The organism is Chitinophaga sp. S165, assembly GCF_003182155.1.
Classification (GTDB): Bacteria; Bacteroidota; Bacteroidia; order Chitinophagales; family Chitinophagaceae; genus Chitinophaga.
Genome location: NZ_QGTG01000008.1, coordinates 218851 through 235791, shown reverse-complemented (window position 1 = coordinate 235791; position 16941 = coordinate 218851). Strand labels below are relative to the sequence as shown.

Genomic DNA, 16941 nt, shown 5'->3' with positions numbered 1-16941 from the left:
AAGCATTCAAGAGTTTCAGGGCATAATTCACCTGAAACCCTTGCTTTTTCGTTCGGGTTTCTATATCTCCATATCGCGAAACCGTCATCTGACCGTCACTTTACCGTCACCTGTATATCCTTTCGATATAGAGATGCCCCTAAAATGATATGGAAGTGACGGTAAAGTGATATGGACGAGTAAAGGAAAGATAGGCTCCCAAAGGAGATTAAAGGTATTTTTTAAGCTCATTTATACCTGCTAAACCGATTAAACAAACTAACAAAAGGGAAAAAAAGAACGTCACCCGGACCGGATGACGTTAAAAAAGAGACCGCCTCACTTTCATGAGACGGTCTCTTTAATAAATATCCTAAGAGGAATTATTTTTTACCCAGTTGATATTTCGGCATCACCAGGAAGCGTACAATTGTATGAGCCGTCAGTGAAAGTACCACTACTACACCGGGGATCAGCAGTTGTTTAACCGGCGTGTCAAACACATCAAGGATCGCGGATACATTTTTACCCGTATAAAGCACGGCCAATAAAAATAATAATCCACCACAGATCCATAAGGTGAGATGAGAATAGAAGTATCTCATCTTCTGGTATCCGTTCTTTCCGAATGAAGTGAACAGCAAAATAACGTGGGCAATGAAAAATAACAATGCCAGGGCAACGAGGGAGTTAAAAGCATTCATAAGTGTCTTTTTAAGTTGTGAGGTTCAATGTTAGTTAATACGACAAAATAGGTAGATGTATCTTTATAAAGATATCGTATTTAACAATTTCTCCCAAACTGTTTTAATGCTGTTGTTGCGCTCCCTCTACTACCGGTGGTTTAGATGCTGGTTCAGTCCGTCCGTTATGACAGGTATAACATGTCACTGTCATCATCTGCATTCCGTTGTCGTCCTTCCCGGATTTAAAATATTTTTTATTAAGACGCATCGTCATTCTTAACATCTCACGCGCTGTTTCCTTTTCTTCTTTGTCATCACTTGCGAAGTCTAGTTTCTGTGGATTGTCTGTTTGTTTGGCATGGCAAAAACTACATTTCACACCCAGCGCTTTATTAAAACCACGCATTTCTTTTTCCAGGTCCTCATGACTAATGTTCTTCGGTAGTACCTTCAGATTCTTAGCCTTCTCTTCCTGAGGTAATGATAATGAGCAGAGCGTCACCGCCAATAAGAGGGACAGCGGTACGAAATAAGACCGTTTCAATTGCATAACTATTTGAATTATTAGCTTCCTTATAAAATCCAGAGGAGGAACTTACAAAAAAGTATTTATACTCCTGCAAATTATTATATGACTGCCAGCATTTTATAGTTTAACGGATGTTAAAACAGTATTAGGTCATTGCGCAGCTGTAAGCATAGATAAACAGTGTTTAACAAAATACAAACAGCCTGCTCCGAAAAAAGGAACAGGCTGTTGTTCAGTTGTAGGTTTAATATATATAGCGGATCATCTCAAAGTCAACTCAATAACTGGTATTTCTACCGGAGGCTTTTTCAATGGCAGTGTAAGCACAATATCTTTACTACCCTGGTTTTCCTTTCCAAGATACTTTATTTCTGAATTATCGTGCAGGAATTGAACATATTTAACCTTTTGATCAAATCCAGGTAGCACTAACTTATTGAGTGGCCATACAAATACATGTAAATAGAGTTTCCTCGTAACCGGATTATAGGTCAGCATTGTACCCTGCGGCGCCTTAAATTCTTCCGGTGCTTCCGTACAACCATAGATGGATTTACTGTTCAGTTGCATCCACTCCCCGATCGCATTCAATGCGTTGGTAGCGCGATAATCAAATAAGCCGCGGGCTGTAGGACCTACATTCAGCAAAAGATTACCACCCTTACCTACAGATCCGATCAGCAATTGTAACAGCTGGCTTGGGCTCTTCCAGCTATCTTCATCACGATGATAACCCCAGGAACCAGAAAATGTCTGACAGGTTTCCCAGGCTACTTTTTTTCCATTAACAGTAGGCCATTCAGATACCACTACCTGTTCAGGCGTTACGAAGTCAAAACCATCCTCATAATCATTCAGATCAAGACGATTATCCACGATCAGACCAGGCTGTAATTTATGCATCATCTTCATTAACTCCTCAGAGCCCCAGTCATCATGGCCTTTACCATTCTTACCGGGATAAGAAAAGTCAAGCCACATGATGTCGATCTTACCATAATTAGTAAGCAGTTCCTTCACCTGGTTGTGCATATACTCGCGGTATTTGCTCATGTCCTTGCCCTGGTTCAATCGCGCATAAGCACTATCACTATTGTCTGCCGGTTGCTGCGGATGATGTTTATCTATTGTAAAGTCAGGATGATGCCAGTCCAGCAGGGAATAATAGAACCCTACTTTCAAGCCCTCTGCACGGAAAGCTTCGACCCATTCTTTAATGAGATCTCTTTTCGCTTGCGTATTAGTAGCTTTATAGTCTGTGAATTTAGAATCAAACATGCAGAACCCTTCATGATGTTTGGTCGTGATCACTGCATACTTCATACCGGCAGCCTTTGCCGCCTTTGCCCATTCCTTTGGATTATACAGGTCTGGGTTGAACTGCTCAAAATACTTCTGATAATTTTCACTCGTCAGCTTCTCATACTTTTTCACCCACTCATGACGGGCAGGCAGGGCGTATAATCCCCAGTGAATGAACATACCAAAACGGTCATTCGTCCACCAGGCCATTCTTTTCTCCTGATCTCCCGGTTTTTCATACCCAATCCTTTTCTGTGAAAATGCAAAAGGGGAACAGCATAAAATTGCTGTCAGCAGCAATAGGCAATGTTTTCTCATAACGGAATCAGCGGTTTTTAGGAAAGCAATCCTGTATTATCACCAGGTGTCAAACCGACACCCGGAATTCCTAAAATAACAAACTATTCCTGATTACACAATATTAAATAAAAACTTATCGCTAAAGAGAAGGGCCGGATCCTGTAGGAACAGGTCCGGCCCTCTTTAAAATGTTTATACTTCTAGAATGCCGGATCATCCGGAATGTTTGCATTATCATTTCTTTCAACAAATGGGAACGGTAGCCAGGTACGTTTACGCTCGGCTACCGGTCTTTCAAACCTCCGTTGGTCTTCCAGTGCCATACCACCCATAAACAATTCTATCTGACGGTGTTTATAGATAAGCGTTAGCAAGGCATCTTTAGTGGCGGCAACTTCACCTGTCAGTCCTGCACCTACACCATATGGATCTTCAGCAGGCTGTTTGGTCACCACTTTGTTCAATTCAATCAAACCGTCTACCAGATTATCCTTACGCGCATAACATTCCGCTTTGATCAATGTGATCTCACCAGGCAGATATAAAGGAATGCTCTGCGTTGTTCCGGTAAAGAACCCTTTCACACGGTAACGCGGATTAGCACCGATCGCCACGTAAAAGGGGATGCGCTTATCTGCAAGATTTGGCTGAAGCCCCACCGGAAGGCCCAGTGTAGAATCTACTACCTGGTAGATATTATTGGTAGCGGTAACCAGTGTGAAGATTGGGTTCGTGATCAGCGAATTATAATTGAAGGTAGAATAGGCTGTCACCTGGTTAGCTGCTGCCAGTGCAATATCATAATCGCCTGCGAATAAAGCATAACGCGCCTTCAGTGCATACAGTGTATTCACTATGTCTATACCGGCAGGCACGTTTGCTTTAAAGCCTGCACTGATTGCGTTCGCATTCACTGCACTCAATGCGTTATCTATCACACGCACTGCCTTTCTGTACCCTTCCTGACTGGTAATGAAAGATACATCAGCAACACCGGCAGTATCCGGAACATGCGTCCAGAACATTGCCATGTTACCCAGTGCCATAGCCTTAAATATAGATGCATAAGCGATTACGCCACTCGCATATCCCGGTTCAGGCACAACATCATCCACAGCATTCAGCACACGGTTAGCATCAAAGATGATCTTGTTTGATACCGCCCACATACCGGTAACAACGGCGTTCGTATTCTGTACAGCGGCAGCACCGGTATTCAACTGACCTTCATCTGCATTACCTGCATTGACCACATATGTGCCACGGGTCAGCAGCGTGGAGGTCGCGATACTGGTATATATCGTACTTGTTCTGTTTGCACTGTACCAGTTCTGTAATCCTACCGCAACGTCTGTCAATGCATTCGCTGTGCTGATAGCATCATCAGAGGCCGGGCCGGAGGGATCAGTATATTCTTTTTTACAGGACGCGGCGACTAACAGCAGCATACCTGCCAGAAAAGAACGGCTGTATTTATTGAGATACATTTTCATAAAACTACTTTTTGATGATTTAGAATCTGGCACGAAGCGCTACATTATATGTTCTGGGAGCCGGTACACTACCGAAGTCAATACCACGCAGTACGGTACTTTGTCCGGCAGCATTTACTTCAGGATCATAGCCTTTATAATCATCCCATGAATACAGGTTACGGCCACCCACTGTAAGCGTCAGATCGCTCAATCCTTTGATCTTACCAAAATTATAGCTCAGCGCCACTTCTCTCAGTTTTACAAAAGAGCCATCATCTATTCTCCATTCCTGGATGTTATAGTTACCTACGATAAATCCGCGAGGTAATAATCCCAGGTCTTCCTGTTCTGCGATCTTGCCGTTATCCACACCTTGTCTTGTTCTGAAATCAGCATTGAATACATCCACTCCCTGTACCACATCCAGCTGTGTATGCAGGCTAAGTCTTTTATAGCTAAAGTCGTTAGTAAGGGTACCTGTCCAATCCGGATTAGGATCGCCTATCTTCTTCTGTAAAGCAGTTACACCAGTAGTAGGTGGTAAACCAGTATTAGGATCCCTTGCTGGTGTATAAGTGAATGGTGAATTCTGTACACCAGCCTCCGTAACAGGTATGCCGTTAGGTTTGGTCAGCTGATTACCGTTTTCATCTCTTGCAAAGAAAGTACCATAGAAGAAGCCTATCGGTTCTCCATTAGCAATGGCAACAGGTGCACCGCTCACTGTCGAATACAACAGGATAGACTGGCCAATGTCAAGCGCTTTATTTCTATTCCGGTTGAAGATAGCAGTCATATCCCAGTTGAAGTTCTTACTCTTCACAGGCACTACGTTCAGTACAACTTCGATCCCTTTGTTCTGCAATGAACCGATGTTATCCAGTCTTGTGCTGTAACCTTGTGTCGGTGCAATAGCGCGGGCTATCAACAGATCTTCCACTTTCTTGGTATAGTAGTTAAAAGACAGATTGATACGGTTATTCACGAATGCCAGATCAGTACCGAACTCCAACTCCTGTTGCCTTTCAGGTTTGATATCAGGATTAGTATAAGTCGTTGGAGAAGTGAAAGAAGCGGCTCCGATAAAAGCTACTGCTCTATAGGTATTGAAGCGGCCATAAGCAGGAATACCTGTCAGGTTACCCGACTGACCAAAGGCAGCCCTGAGTTTAAACAGGTTCCACCAGCTTGATACGTTCAGGCTTTTCCAGTAATCAGTGCCTGACAAAACATAACTACCACTCAGTTTAGTATAAAGCTGATTACGCTCATCTTCACCAAATACGGAAGAACCGTCTACTCTCAATGCACCTGTAATGAACAACTGATCGCGGTATTTAAAGTTCTGCTGAATGTACTGACCGGAGATAGATAAACGTGTACGTTCATCCGACCCTGTGATAGGAGTAGCAGCACCACTCACTGTTTGCACAAAAGGAGGTAAACCCCTTCCCTGCTGCAGGGAATAGTGTTGACGCTGATATTGCAGTGAATATCCCAGCTGTGTAACTGATGACAGATCAGAGGTGATCTTAGCATCATAAGTGACGTTCACATCATGGTTGATCAGGAAGGAATTATTAATACCCGTACTCGCGTACCCATTCTGCGTAGGGTCCAATGATGCGCCGCCGCCGAAGAAACCGAGGCTTACATTATATGCAAAAGGAGGAATAAAAGTAGTACCGTCCTGACTGTAATTATCAATACCCATGTGATAATCGATAGTCAGGTTCTTGATCGGGGTAATTTTTAAACCAGCACCTGCGATCAATCTGTTGGTTTGTTGTTGCTGTTGAAAATCCTCAATAATAGAAACCGGATTAACACGTCCGCGTTCACCTACCGCCAGCAGATTGCCCAATGAATTGCGTTGATGAATATCATAATAGTTACCAATGATGGTCACTGAGTTAGTTGGTGAGAAGAAGGAGTTACCGTCAGGTTTCTCATTTGTTTTACTATAGATGTAGTTCATGGAAGCATTAAAACTGATCCATTTGGTAAGCTCCTGGTCCAGGTTCAAACGGAAGCTGTAGCGGTTGAAATCAGTATTTCTGATGATACCCTGATTATATAGATATCCTGCGGATGCATAATATCTTGTTTTATTCTGACCGCCTGTTACTGACACGTTATTATCAGTACCTACACCTGTTCTGAAGATGTAATCCTGGTAGTCATAACGTTGTACCGGTGTTGTACGGACAATGGTGTCTGTAAGAATGGTTTGCGTAGATATATCAGGTGTACCACCAAACTTAACAGGCGCCTGATTTACATCCAGTCTTTTACGAAGTTCGTTGATATTGAAGCTGGTAGAGAAGCTGACAACCGGAGCACCACCTTTCCCTTTCTTAGTGAAGATCTGTACTACACCGGCATTAGCGCGTGAACCATAAATAGCAGCGGCAGCAGCACCGTTCAGGACTTCTATACTTTCAATATCTGAAGGGTTGATATCCACCATACGGTTCTGACCAACGTTACCTGCGAAGTTACCACCTGCATACGAAGCATCTGCATTTGTTACGCGGGTAGTAGAGTTATCGATGATCACCCCATCAATAATATACAAAGGTTCAGTAGAACCGCTGATGGTACTGATACCGCGTAGTTTTACAGACATACCGCCAGCAGGATCGCCGGAGTTCTGTGTGATCTGTGCACCGGCAGTCTTTCCCTGCAATGCAGACAAAACGTTACCTGTAGCCCCTTTACTCAACTCTTCCGCTTTCACGGTGCTGATGTATGTACCCAACTGCTTACGTGTAGTACCAAGAGAGGCGCCAGTTATCACTACTTCATCCAGTTTAGAAACGGATGTGGTCAACTGCTGATTAAGTGAATAAGAGGTAGCACTACCAATGGTCACTGCATCCTCTTTTTGTTCAAAACCTATCCCTGTAAACACCAGTGTATAAGTACCTGGTTTAAGATCGGCATTGATAGTGTAGATCCCATCTATTGATGTGGTAGCACCAAGTTTAGTTCCTTTAATAGTCACGGTGATACCGGGCAATGTGGCTCCCGTTTCATCGGTTACTTTACCGGATAGCTTTACCTGCGCAAAAGCAGCAACGGCAGTAAAGCATTGCATGACCAGCAAAAGCAGCAGATACCTGCATCTGGCAAGCCGGAATAATTGATACATTCTCATAACTGATTTTTAATAGTAAGCGAAAAGTAATAGCATGGATATCTCCTGTTCTTCAGGAATATTTGCCTTGAATAACTGATTGATTACAGGCTGGTTGATAAGCGCTTTTACGTATTTCGTTAAGCCCCCGTAATATCGCCGGAATAAATAATAAGCTGTTTTATTATAAAATCTGTATACCCTTCTTTCTATATGGCTGCAATTTCTTGGCGTTTGGTGGCAGCTCTGTAATTAATATATCTATCTCTTCCACATCGCAGATCTTCAACTGTTCGGATGTATCTGTTTTTTCTGAAATGGTTAATACCACTACTTTTTTAGCGGTGCTGATCATCGCTCTTTTTACCTGTACTACATCCCAGTCATTGTCGGTTAACCCATCTTCCACATCAATAGCATTGTTTCCCAGAAAACACAGGTCGGCTTTGATCATCTTTATCTTTGAAATGGCCTCACCTCCTACTGTTATCTTTGATCCTTTTGATAACTTATCGCCGATCACGATCACCTCTATATTCGGGTGATTGGCATATTCAAAAGCTGCAGGAAGGCTTACGGTAATAAAAGTAGCCTGCAGGTCACGAGGCAACACACGCGCCAGTTCTGCGATAGTGGTACCTCCCGTAGTTAATACAAACATACCGTCATGTATCAATTCGACGGCTTTTAAAGCAATGGTTTTTTTATCTTTTACGGCATATACATCCTGTGATGTTATACCCTGATGAAATGAATTGGATAATGCGCCGCCATGTACCTTGATGATCTTTCCATCCTGTGCTAATTCCGCAAGGTCACGGCGAATGGTATCTTCTGATACCTGTATCTGTTCACTCAGATGAGAGGACAACACCTTATTGTGCAGGTTTACCTGATGAAGTATATAAGCGTGGCGTTCTTCCTTTAACATCTAAGATGACTTTGGTTGAATTCAAGTTGAATTTCGGCAAAAAAACGCAGAAAGCAAAATATAACCCGCACTTTTTTGCTGCTTTTAGCAGGAATAATTTAAATAATGCGGGTTTATGCGGGAAATGACAGCTTTCCCATTGTAATTGCAGGCATACCGGATTTGCCGAAGTTGATACATTCTCCGCAGATCGCTTCATTGGCAAGTATGGCGAATAGTACTGCTTCCTTCGCATCACCTGCTATACCCAATTCTCCGGTGGTATGCATTTTCAAACGGGGTAAGCTTTCCCTGATCCAGCCCGTCAATAGTGGATTGTGTGCGCCTCCTCCACTTACATACACCGCATAATCCTTGCCCTCCTGAAGTATGCTCTTCAGTGCATCCGTGATCGTATCTGCACTGAAACGCGTGAGTGTAGCCATCATATCATAAGAAGAAAGCGCAGTAGTGTTGGTAGAATCCTGTGCAGCTCTTACATATGCCTTGCTGAATAATTCAGGTCCTGTGGTACGCGGAAATGGTTCTTTGAAAAATGGATTCGCCTTCAGCGTTGTTAACAAACTTTCATTCACAGTACCTTGCCTGGCGAATGATGCGTCTTTATCATATTCCACCTGGAAATACTCTCTTGCAAATGTATCCAGTAATGTGTTTCCCGGACCTGTATCTGTTACGAACACACCTCCCGGATTGAGATCTCCAGGCAGATAAGTAAAGTTAGCGATACCTCCCATATTCAGCATAACCCTGTCCTCTCCTTTTTCAGAGAAGAGACAATAATCGCCATATAAAGCCAGTGGCGCACCTTCTCCACCTGCTGCAATATGTTTCTGTCTGAAATCGCTTAAGGCGATGATGCCTGTTTTTACAGCAATATGATCACCATCTACTATCTGCAAAGTAGCATTCGGAAATTCCGGCAAGCGGTGTAATATCTTCGGACTATGATAAACTGTTTGTCCATGGGACGCGATCAGGTCAACTTCCCTTGCTGCAACATTCCATTTCTTCAGGCACTCTAATATCCATTGTGCATGCAGACCAGCCAGCCATGGATTCAACAGGCAGAGCTGCTGAAAAGATATCATATCCTTTGCAAATACTTTCCTGATCTCATCTTTCACTGCTACCGGATAAGGAACAGTGTCAAAATGTTCCAGCGTAACCCTTGTATCCATTCCGCTTCCGGTGATGGCACACAATGCAACGTCCAGTCCATCCAGCGATGTACCGGACATTAATCCAATAATACGTCTTACCGGCTTTTGTGCAATGGTAAATAGTTGCTGTAGATTTCTGTTCATGATTTCCTGCTTTCTATTGCTGCCCTTACACTTCCTTTTTCTGCTATCAGCTGACGTGCAGTTGCTTCGTCTACGCCTAGTTCACTCATCACCATCCGTGTAGCACGATCCACCAGCTTATGATTGCTCAGCTGCATGTCGACCATCTTATTCCCTTTTACTCGTCCTAACTGAATCATAATAGAGGTGGAGATCATATTCAGGATCAGCTTCTGTGCCGTGCCCGATTTCATGCGGGTACTGCCGGTAAGGAACTCCGCTCCTACTTCCGCTTCAACAGGATATTCTACTGCTGCAGCAAGCGGACTGCCTATATTACAGGTAACACAACCCGTCATAAACCCTCTTTCACGCATGGTTTTCACACCACCGATCACGTAAGGCGTAGTGCCTGATGCGGCAATACCTATTACGACATCTTTGTCATTGATGTTAAAACTATCCAGGTCTTTGGCTGCCTGCTGCTTATCATCTTCTGCAAACTCTACCGCCTTACGAATGGCTTTATCGCCTCCTGCAATGATACCCACTACCAGTTCATGCGGCACACCAAATGTCGGCGGACATTCAGATGCATCAACGATGCCTAATCTTCCGCTGGTACCGGCGCCTATGTAGAACAGGCGCCCGCCCTCTTTCATTTTCTCCACAGCTGCCATTACCAGTTTTTCTATCTGCGGAATTGCTTTCGCTACTGCCTGTGGCACCGTAGCATCTTCGCTATTTATCCCTTCCAGCAGGGCACGGACACTCATCTTCTCCAGGTCATTAAAACGGGAAGACATTTCAGTTGTAAGCATAGCTCTTAACATTAAGTTTTACAGATCAGGATAGCTGTCCTTTTTTCTTTTTCTTCTTTTTCTTATAGACGTCGGAAGTCATCCATAACCCAATAAACATCAACAATCCGTTGATGACAAGTAATTCCAAACCGATCTTATAGTCTTTGAAAAGATATGTCTGGAACATTTCAAGCACATAACAAAGAATAGGCGCTGCGACTGCAATTGCCGGCACCATATTATCTTTCACTACACGTTTGGTCAGGATACCGAAAGCAAATAGCCCCAGTAGAGGTCCGTAAGTATACGATGCTACCTTCAGTATCACAGATATCATACTATGGCTGTCGATATACTTAAACACCAAAACTATCAGCAGGAATATGAAGGTAAAGCCCAGATGCACATACTGTCTCGTCCTCTTCCGCTCCTTCTCTGACAGATCATTCCTACGTTGTATATTCAGGATATCGATACAGAATGAAGAAGTCAGCGCGGTAATAGCGCCATCTGCACTGGGGAATAATGCCGAGATCAATGCAATGATAAAGATCACAGAAATAGCCGCCGGCATACGCTGTGCATCCAATGCGAGTGTGGGGAACAACTGGTCGGAAGCTGCTGTTACACCGATAGTTTCAGCATAGAGGTATAATAATCCACCGAGGAACAGGAACATGAGGATCACTACACCGAAGATCAGGCTTAATGTCATTACGTTCTTCTGTGCATCCACCAACCGTTTAACAGAGATGTTCTTCTGCATCATTTCCTGGTCCATTCCTGTCATTGTGATCGTTATGAACGCCCCACCGAGCATCTGTTTGAAGAAGAACAACGGACTATTCGGATCAGTAAAAAATATCTGAGACATTCCTCTCTCTCCCATCGCCTGCAGGCTACTGCCGATGTTCAGATCAAGGCGGTTAAGAATATAAATAATACAGATCACAAGTCCTGCCAGCATACAAGTGGTCTGCAAGGTATCAGTATACACGATCGTTTTCACACCACCTTCAAAAGTATACAAGAGGATCATCAACAGGATGATCGCTGTAGTTAGCCAGAAAGGCACCTGGAACTGATCCTTGAATGCTTCTTCCAATAAGTTCTGCAGGATATTTACCACAAGGTATAACCTGGCAGTAGCGCCCAACGTTCTTGATAAAATAAAGAAGGAAGCGCCGGTCTTATAAGACTTGTTACCAAAGCGAGTACTGAAATAATTATAGATAGAGGTCAGCTTTAACCGGTAATATAAAGGTAGCAGCACAAATGCGATCACAACATACCCCATCATATTACCCAATGCAACCTGCATGTAACCGAAAGCGGTCTTGCCTACATCTCCCGGTACACTTACAAAAGTGACGCCGCTCAGTGAAGTGCCGATCATGCCGAAAGCTACCAGCATCCAGTTACTATTACGGTTGCCTATGAAGAAAGATTCATTGTTTGAATTGCGGCCAGTGTACCAGGCTACGATCAATAGAATAACGAAATAGGCAATGACAATAGAAAACAAAAGGCCTGGTGTCATAAAGTAGAATTTCAGTTGATTAAAGCCGCATAAAAACGCACATTCACATTTCAATATAAATACAAAAACGCAAAAAACGCAGAATTCTATGCAGAAAAACGAATAAATTTATATTTTCACAGTACTTCCACCAAAACCACGTGCATATGAAAAAGCTGTTCCTGCTGGTATTGTCTGCATTTATCAGTCTTCCTATGTTTGCCGGCTGGATACGCATTAACCAGCTTGGTTATGCGCCTCAGGGCAGCAAAGTTGCAGTATGGTGCAGTAAAGAACAAGATACATTAAAATATTTTGAACTGGTTAACGCCGGCACCGGCCGTGTTGTATTCAAACATGCGGCAGGCAGGGCTGCAGGAGCATATGGCCCTTTCCGGCAAACCAGCCGGCTGGACTTCTCTGCTTTTACTGCCGCCGGCCAGTATTACCTGCAGGCAGGTGGAGCAAAGTCCCCTGTATTTACCATTAGCGATGATGTATATAAAGGCGCTGCGGACTTCTGTCTCCGTTACATGCGTCAGCAGAGGAATGGCTTTAATCCTTTCCTGAAAGATTCCTGCCATACACATGATGGCTTCCCGGTATATGGACCCGATAGCGTGTTTGTGCCTGTTTCAGGGGGGTGGCATGACGCTTCAGATTATCTGCAATATGTTACCACCTCCGCTAATGCTACCTGGCATCTGCTGGCAGCGCACCGGGACTTCCCAAACGTATTTACAGACTCATTACAGGCCAATGGACTGTCGGGCAACAATGGTATTGCCGATGTACTGGATGAGGCAAAATGGGGCCTGGATTGGCTCATTAAAATGAATCCGCAGGATGACAGGATGTACAATCAGGTAGGCGATGATCGTGATCACCAGGGGATGCGTATTCCAAAGCAGGATACGAATTTCTATGGCCGCGGACTGGAGCGCCCTGTCTACTTCTGTACCGGCGAGCCCCAGGGATTATTAAAGTATAAGAACCGCAGTACAGGCGTAGCTTCCACCGCAGGAAAATTCAGTAGCTGCTTTGCACTTGGCACACAGCTATTCAGTCCCTTGCAACCATCTTACGCCGATACATTACAATATAAAGCAAAGGCTGCCTATCAACTCGGTATCAATAAACCTGGTGTTTGTCAGACAGCCCCTGGACGTTCGCCTTATTTCTATGAAGAAGATAACTGGACAGACGATATGGAACTGGCAGCAGCTTCTCTGGGTGGCGTCTATCTCGATAAAGCCTGGACCTTCGCGCGACAGGAAGCAGTTACTCCCTGGCTGGGACACGATACTGCCCGACATTATCAGTGGTACCCGTTCATCAATCAGGGGCATGCAGAGCTGGCCAAACTATCAACCGGAACGAAAAAAGATACGTTGATCAGTTACTATAAAGAAGGTATTGAACGTGTTTGGCGTAAGGCTTCACAAAATGCTTTCTACCGTGGTATTCCTTTTATCTGGTGCAGCAATAATCTTACTGTGGCTTTTGCTATCCAGTGTTACTGGTACCGGCAGCTGAGCGGAGATACGACATATCTACAACTGGAACAGGCCTGCTTTGACTGGATCTTCGGTTGCAATCCGTGGGGCACAGCTATGGTCTACGGACTACCAGAACATGGAGATACACCGGCAGATCCTCACTCCTCTTTTACTCACCTGAAACAATACCCGATTGACGGAGGATTGGTAGATGGCCCTGTGTACACCAACATCTTTAAAAACCTCATCGGCATACAATTGCAGGACGCTGATGAATACGCGGAATTCCAAAGTGACCTGGCTGTATATCATGACGACTATGGCGATTATAGCACCAATGAACCTACCATGGATGGTACTGCAGTGTTGATCTATCTCCTTGCTGCACAGGAAAACGCTGCCAGACAAAAAGGTTATACCGTTACACAAGGTGGCATTACAAGAATGGATAGTACCAGAAAGGAAATTGCTTTAGTGTTTACCGGCGATGAATTTGGAGATGGCTTAAGTCACATCACCAATACACTACAGCGCCAACAAGTGAAAGGTTCGTTTTTCTTTACGGGGAATTTCTATAGCAATACACACTTTCAACAGGATATTAAACGATTATATGCCAATGGGCATTACCTGGGGCCACATTCAGACAAACACCTGTTATACTGCGACTGGAAAAAGCGGGACAGTCTGCTCGTAACACAAGAGCGATTTACGGCTGATATAAAAGCGAACCTGGTTAAGATGCAACAACTCGGTATTGATACAGCAAAGGTGCATTCTTATATTCCGCCTTATGAATGGTGGAATAATAAGGTCGCTCAATGGTCTGAAGAACTAGGGTTACAGATCGTCTGTTTTACACCAGGAACGGGCAGTAATGCGGATTACACCTATCCGCAGATGGGCGCCTCTTATAAAAGCAGCGACGCCATTTTAAGATCTGTAAAAGCATTTGAAAAGAACAGGCCGGGAAAGTTAAATGGGGTGATACTATTGATCCACGCCGGCACTGATGCCAGAAGAAAAGATAAATTCTACCTGCAGTTAAATGCGTTGATCAGTTATCTGAAACAACAAGGTTATGATTTTAAAAAGGTAGATGAGCTGGTTATCTAACCTGCCCATCTCCTCTTACAAACCATTTTTCAGTCACCAGTTTCTCCAATGCAAACGGCCCGCGTGCATGTAATTTCTGCGTAGAGATGCCTATCTCGGCGCCTAAACCGAATACGCCACCATCTGTAAACCTGGTGGAAGCATTCACATATACTGCAGCGGCATCCACTTCATTCAGGAAGCGCTCACTGATAGCTGTATCTTTTGATATAATTGCTTCTGAGTGTTTAGATGAATATTCCTGTATATGTTGCAGGGCTTCCTCTACGCCATTCACTATTTTAACAGAGCATTTGAAGTCAAGGAACTCACGTCCGAAATCGGCGGGTGTGGCACGTATCAGATATGGATATTCCAATGCCTGTAATATGTTGTATGATGTTTCATCGGCAAAGATCTCCACATCATAATCCTGCAATGAATCGGCCAGTAACCGCAATAGTCCGGGTGCTACCTGTTCATCTACCAATACAGTATCCAGCGCATTACATACAGAAGGACGGGATACTTTTGCATTCGTAATGATCGCACTTGCCTTTTCGATATCGGCAGTTTTCTCTACATAGGTATGACACACACCAGCACCTGTTTCAATCACAGGGACTTTGGAATTAGCGCGTACATAGTCTATCAGTTGCTGAGAACCACGGGGAATGATGATGTCAATATATTTTACTGCTGTCAGCATTTCGCCGATCAGCGCTCTGTCTACCGGCAATAACTGCACAGCATTTACGTCCACTTTAAACTCCTCCAGCACCTCGCGGATCAGTTTTACGAGAATGATATTCGTATGGAAAGCATCTGTACCGCCACGCAGTACAGCAACGTTGCCAGACCTGATGCAGAGTGCCGCAACATCCAGTGTAACATTGGGACGTGACTCATAGATCACACCTACCACACCCAGGGGCGCAGTACGTTTCTGAACATATAAACCATTATCCAGCGTTCGTTCCAGCACCAGCTGATTAGCGGGATCGGGTAACTGTGCGATATCTTTCAAACTGTCTGCCAGCTGTTGTATACGGCTGGCATTGAGCAATAACCTGTCTTTCTTCGGGTCCTGGTCAGACATCTTATCCAGGTCCTTCTTATTCTCCGCCACGATATCAGCGGTGTGTTCTACGATGCGGGCAGCCAGCTTATGCAGCAATTGCTGTTTCTGTTCGTCAGGCAGTGTCTTTACAGAACGTGTGGCTGCCTGCGCCTGCACCAGTAGTGGTTGTATAGATTCCATCTTCCGCTTGTTTTACATTATTTATAACAACACAATATCATCTGCGTGTGCGATCTCAAGGTTTTGTGTTTTGCCATCTTCTGACAACAGGTCAGACGAAACCTTTGCACGCGCTACTGCGATCACATTATGTTCTTCGTCGACGATCTCAAAAACCTCTCCTCCTTCAAATGGCTCCAATACGGTCAATACACCGACAGCCAGCAAGCTACGCCTTTTCTGCAGAGCTGACAGCGCACCCTCGTCAACCAATACCCTGCCGGTCACCAGACTGCCGCTGGCCAGCCACTTCTTACGGGCAGGCATGCTGCAAGGCTGTGGCAGGCACAAAGTACCTGTTTCTCCGGCGATAGCATTCAGAATGCCATCCTGGGTATGGATACCAAATATCACCACCTTGATCCCCATGCGGGTGGCCAGACGGGCGAAAGTCAGTTTAGACACCATACCTCCCAGTCCCAGGTTTGATTTTTTGGTATCTGCCAGTGATAAAATCGATTCATCGATCGCATCTATCTTAGGCACCACCTTACCTTCCCTGTCCAGTACCCCGCCTACGGAAGTACTGAACAACAGCATGGAAGCACCAAAACCAACAGCGATCAGGGTTGCCAGTTCATCGTTATCGGAGAATTTCAGTTCGAGGTCGCTCACCACGTCATTCTCATTCGCCACCGGTATTACGCCGCTGGCCCAGAGTTCCTCATATGTTTTTTTCAGTTGCAGAAACTGCGCCCTGTTACTGAAATGTCTGCGTTCACAAAGGCTTTGCGCAATGGCGACGTCATACGGGGCGAAATACCGGGCGTACTTGCTCAGCAACAACGGGTTACCAATGGCGGCTGCCGCTTTACGCTCGCTCATAGTGCCACTGTAGTGTTTCAGGTACTTTTTGCCCGCGGCCACTGCTCCGGATGATACCAATACGATATTGTATTCTTCCTTCAGGTCCGCTACCTGCCTCGCTATGGAGGCTACTATTGTTTCATCCAATTCCCCATTTTCATGTGTAATGGAGGCTGTTCCAAATTTTATTACTAATATCGGTTTCGTCACTGCTCGCTGAATTTGCCGACAAAATATTGAAAATGCCTCATTTTTTCATTATTTACATTTCATTTAAAGTCTTTTACCTGT

General features: G+C 44.5%; 12 protein-coding genes. 1 reads left to right on the top strand and 11 read right to left on the bottom strand.

Going from position 1 to position 16941, the window contains the following annotated elements; genetic code table 11:
- Positions 1-362: 362 nt before the first annotated feature.
- From C7475_RS25895 to C7475_RS25855, 9 genes are all read right to left on the bottom strand, one after another.
- On the bottom strand, positions 363-683 hold the full coding sequence (locus C7475_RS25895) for a hypothetical protein (RefSeq protein WP_110056318.1): 321 nt from the start codon (positions 681-683) through the stop codon (positions 363-365).
- 103 nt (positions 684-786) lie between these two features.
- The gene (locus C7475_RS25890; RefSeq protein WP_110056317.1) at positions 787-1215 is read right to left on the bottom strand and encodes a c-type cytochrome; all 429 of its coding nucleotides are present in this window, start codon (positions 1213-1215) and stop codon (positions 787-789) included.
- A 240-nt stretch (positions 1216-1455) separates the two neighbouring features.
- The gene (locus C7475_RS25885; RefSeq protein ID WP_110056316.1) at positions 1456-2814 is read right to left on the bottom strand and encodes an alpha-L-fucosidase; all 1359 of its coding nucleotides are present in this window, start codon (positions 2812-2814) and stop codon (positions 1456-1458) included.
- Between the two features lie 182 nt (positions 2815-2996).
- Positions 2997-4289 carry a RagB/SusD family nutrient uptake outer membrane protein gene (locus tag C7475_RS25880; protein ID WP_110056315.1) on the bottom strand — a complete coding sequence of 431 codons (1293 nt, stop codon included), beginning with the start codon at positions 4287-4289 and terminating at the stop codon, positions 2997-2999.
- Positions 4290-4308: 19 nt separating this feature from the next.
- Entirely contained in the window at positions 4309-7431 is a 3123-nt protein-coding gene (locus C7475_RS25875) for a SusC/RagA family TonB-linked outer membrane protein (protein ID WP_110056314.1), read from the bottom strand.
- 163 nt (positions 7432-7594) lie between these two features.
- A complete protein-coding gene (locus C7475_RS25870; RefSeq protein WP_110056313.1) occupies positions 7595-8341 on the bottom strand; it encodes a DeoR/GlpR family DNA-binding transcription regulator in 747 nt (248 codons plus the stop codon).
- A gap of 113 nt (positions 8342-8454) precedes the next feature.
- Positions 8455-9648, bottom strand: coding sequence for an anhydro-N-acetylmuramic acid kinase (locus C7475_RS25865; protein WP_110056312.1), 1194 nt, complete (start codon positions 9646-9648; stop codon positions 8455-8457).
- Positions 9645-10448, bottom strand: coding sequence for an N-acetylmuramic acid 6-phosphate etherase (gene murQ, locus C7475_RS25860; RefSeq protein ID WP_199236290.1), 804 nt, complete (start codon positions 10446-10448; stop codon positions 9645-9647). The genes C7475_RS25865 and murQ overlap by 4 nt, the downstream gene beginning before the upstream one ends.
- A 25-nt stretch (positions 10449-10473) precedes the next feature.
- Entirely contained in the window at positions 10474-11970 is a 1497-nt protein-coding gene (locus C7475_RS25855) for a sodium:solute symporter (RefSeq protein WP_110056310.1), read from the bottom strand.
- Between the two features lie 146 nt (positions 11971-12116).
- On the opposite strand from C7475_RS25855, the gene C7475_RS25850 reads away from it, so the two are divergent.
- Positions 12117-14564, top strand: a complete 2448-nt coding sequence (locus C7475_RS25850; RefSeq protein WP_110056309.1) for a glycoside hydrolase family 9 protein — start codon at positions 12117-12119, stop codon at positions 14562-14564.
- On the opposite strand, the gene C7475_RS25845 is transcribed toward C7475_RS25850, so the two are convergent.
- Positions 14557-15804, bottom strand: a complete 1248-nt coding sequence (locus tag C7475_RS25845) for a glutamate-5-semialdehyde dehydrogenase (RefSeq protein WP_110056308.1) — start codon at positions 15802-15804, stop codon at positions 14557-14559. The two genes, C7475_RS25850 and C7475_RS25845, sit on opposite strands and share 8 nt — an antisense overlap.
- 21 nt (positions 15805-15825) lie before the next feature.
- The gene (gene proB, locus C7475_RS25840) at positions 15826-16860 is read right to left on the bottom strand and encodes a glutamate 5-kinase (RefSeq protein ID WP_110056307.1); all 1035 of its coding nucleotides are present in this window, start codon (positions 16858-16860) and stop codon (positions 15826-15828) included.
- Positions 16861-16941: the final 81 nt, after the last annotated feature.

Coding starts and splice junctions, on each gene's coding strand:
- C7475_RS25895 (WP_110056318.1), bottom strand. CDS start 683: ATGAATGCTTTTAACTCCCTCGTTGCCCTGGCATTGTTATTTTTCATT.
- C7475_RS25890 (WP_110056317.1), bottom strand. CDS start 1,215: ATGCAATTGAAACGGTCTTATTTCGTACCGCTGTCCCTCTTATTGGCG.
- C7475_RS25885 (WP_110056316.1), bottom strand. CDS start 2,814: ATGAGAAAACATTGCCTATTGCTGCTGACAGCAATTTTATGCTGTTCC.
- C7475_RS25880 (WP_110056315.1), bottom strand. CDS start 4,289: ATGAAAATGTATCTCAATAAATACAGCCGTTCTTTTCTGGCAGGTATG.
- C7475_RS25875 (WP_110056314.1), bottom strand. CDS start 7,431: ATGAGAATGTATCAATTATTCCGGCTTGCCAGATGCAGGTATCTGCTG.
- C7475_RS25870 (WP_110056313.1), bottom strand. CDS start 8,341: ATGTTAAAGGAAGAACGCCACGCTTATATACTTCATCAGGTAAACCTG.
- C7475_RS25865 (WP_110056312.1), bottom strand. CDS start 9,648: ATGAACAGAAATCTACAGCAACTATTTACCATTGCACAAAAGCCGGTA.
- murQ (WP_199236290.1), bottom strand. CDS start 10,448: ATGCTTACAACTGAAATGTCTTCCCGTTTTAATGACCTGGAGAAGATG.
- C7475_RS25855 (WP_110056310.1), bottom strand. CDS start 11,970: ATGACACCAGGCCTTTTGTTTTCTATTGTCATTGCCTATTTCGTTATT.
- C7475_RS25850 (WP_110056309.1), top strand. CDS start 12,117: ATGAAAAAGCTGTTCCTGCTGGTATTGTCTGCATTTATCAGTCTTCCT.
- C7475_RS25845 (WP_110056308.1), bottom strand. CDS start 15,804: ATGGAATCTATACAACCACTACTGGTGCAGGCGCAGGCAGCCACACGT.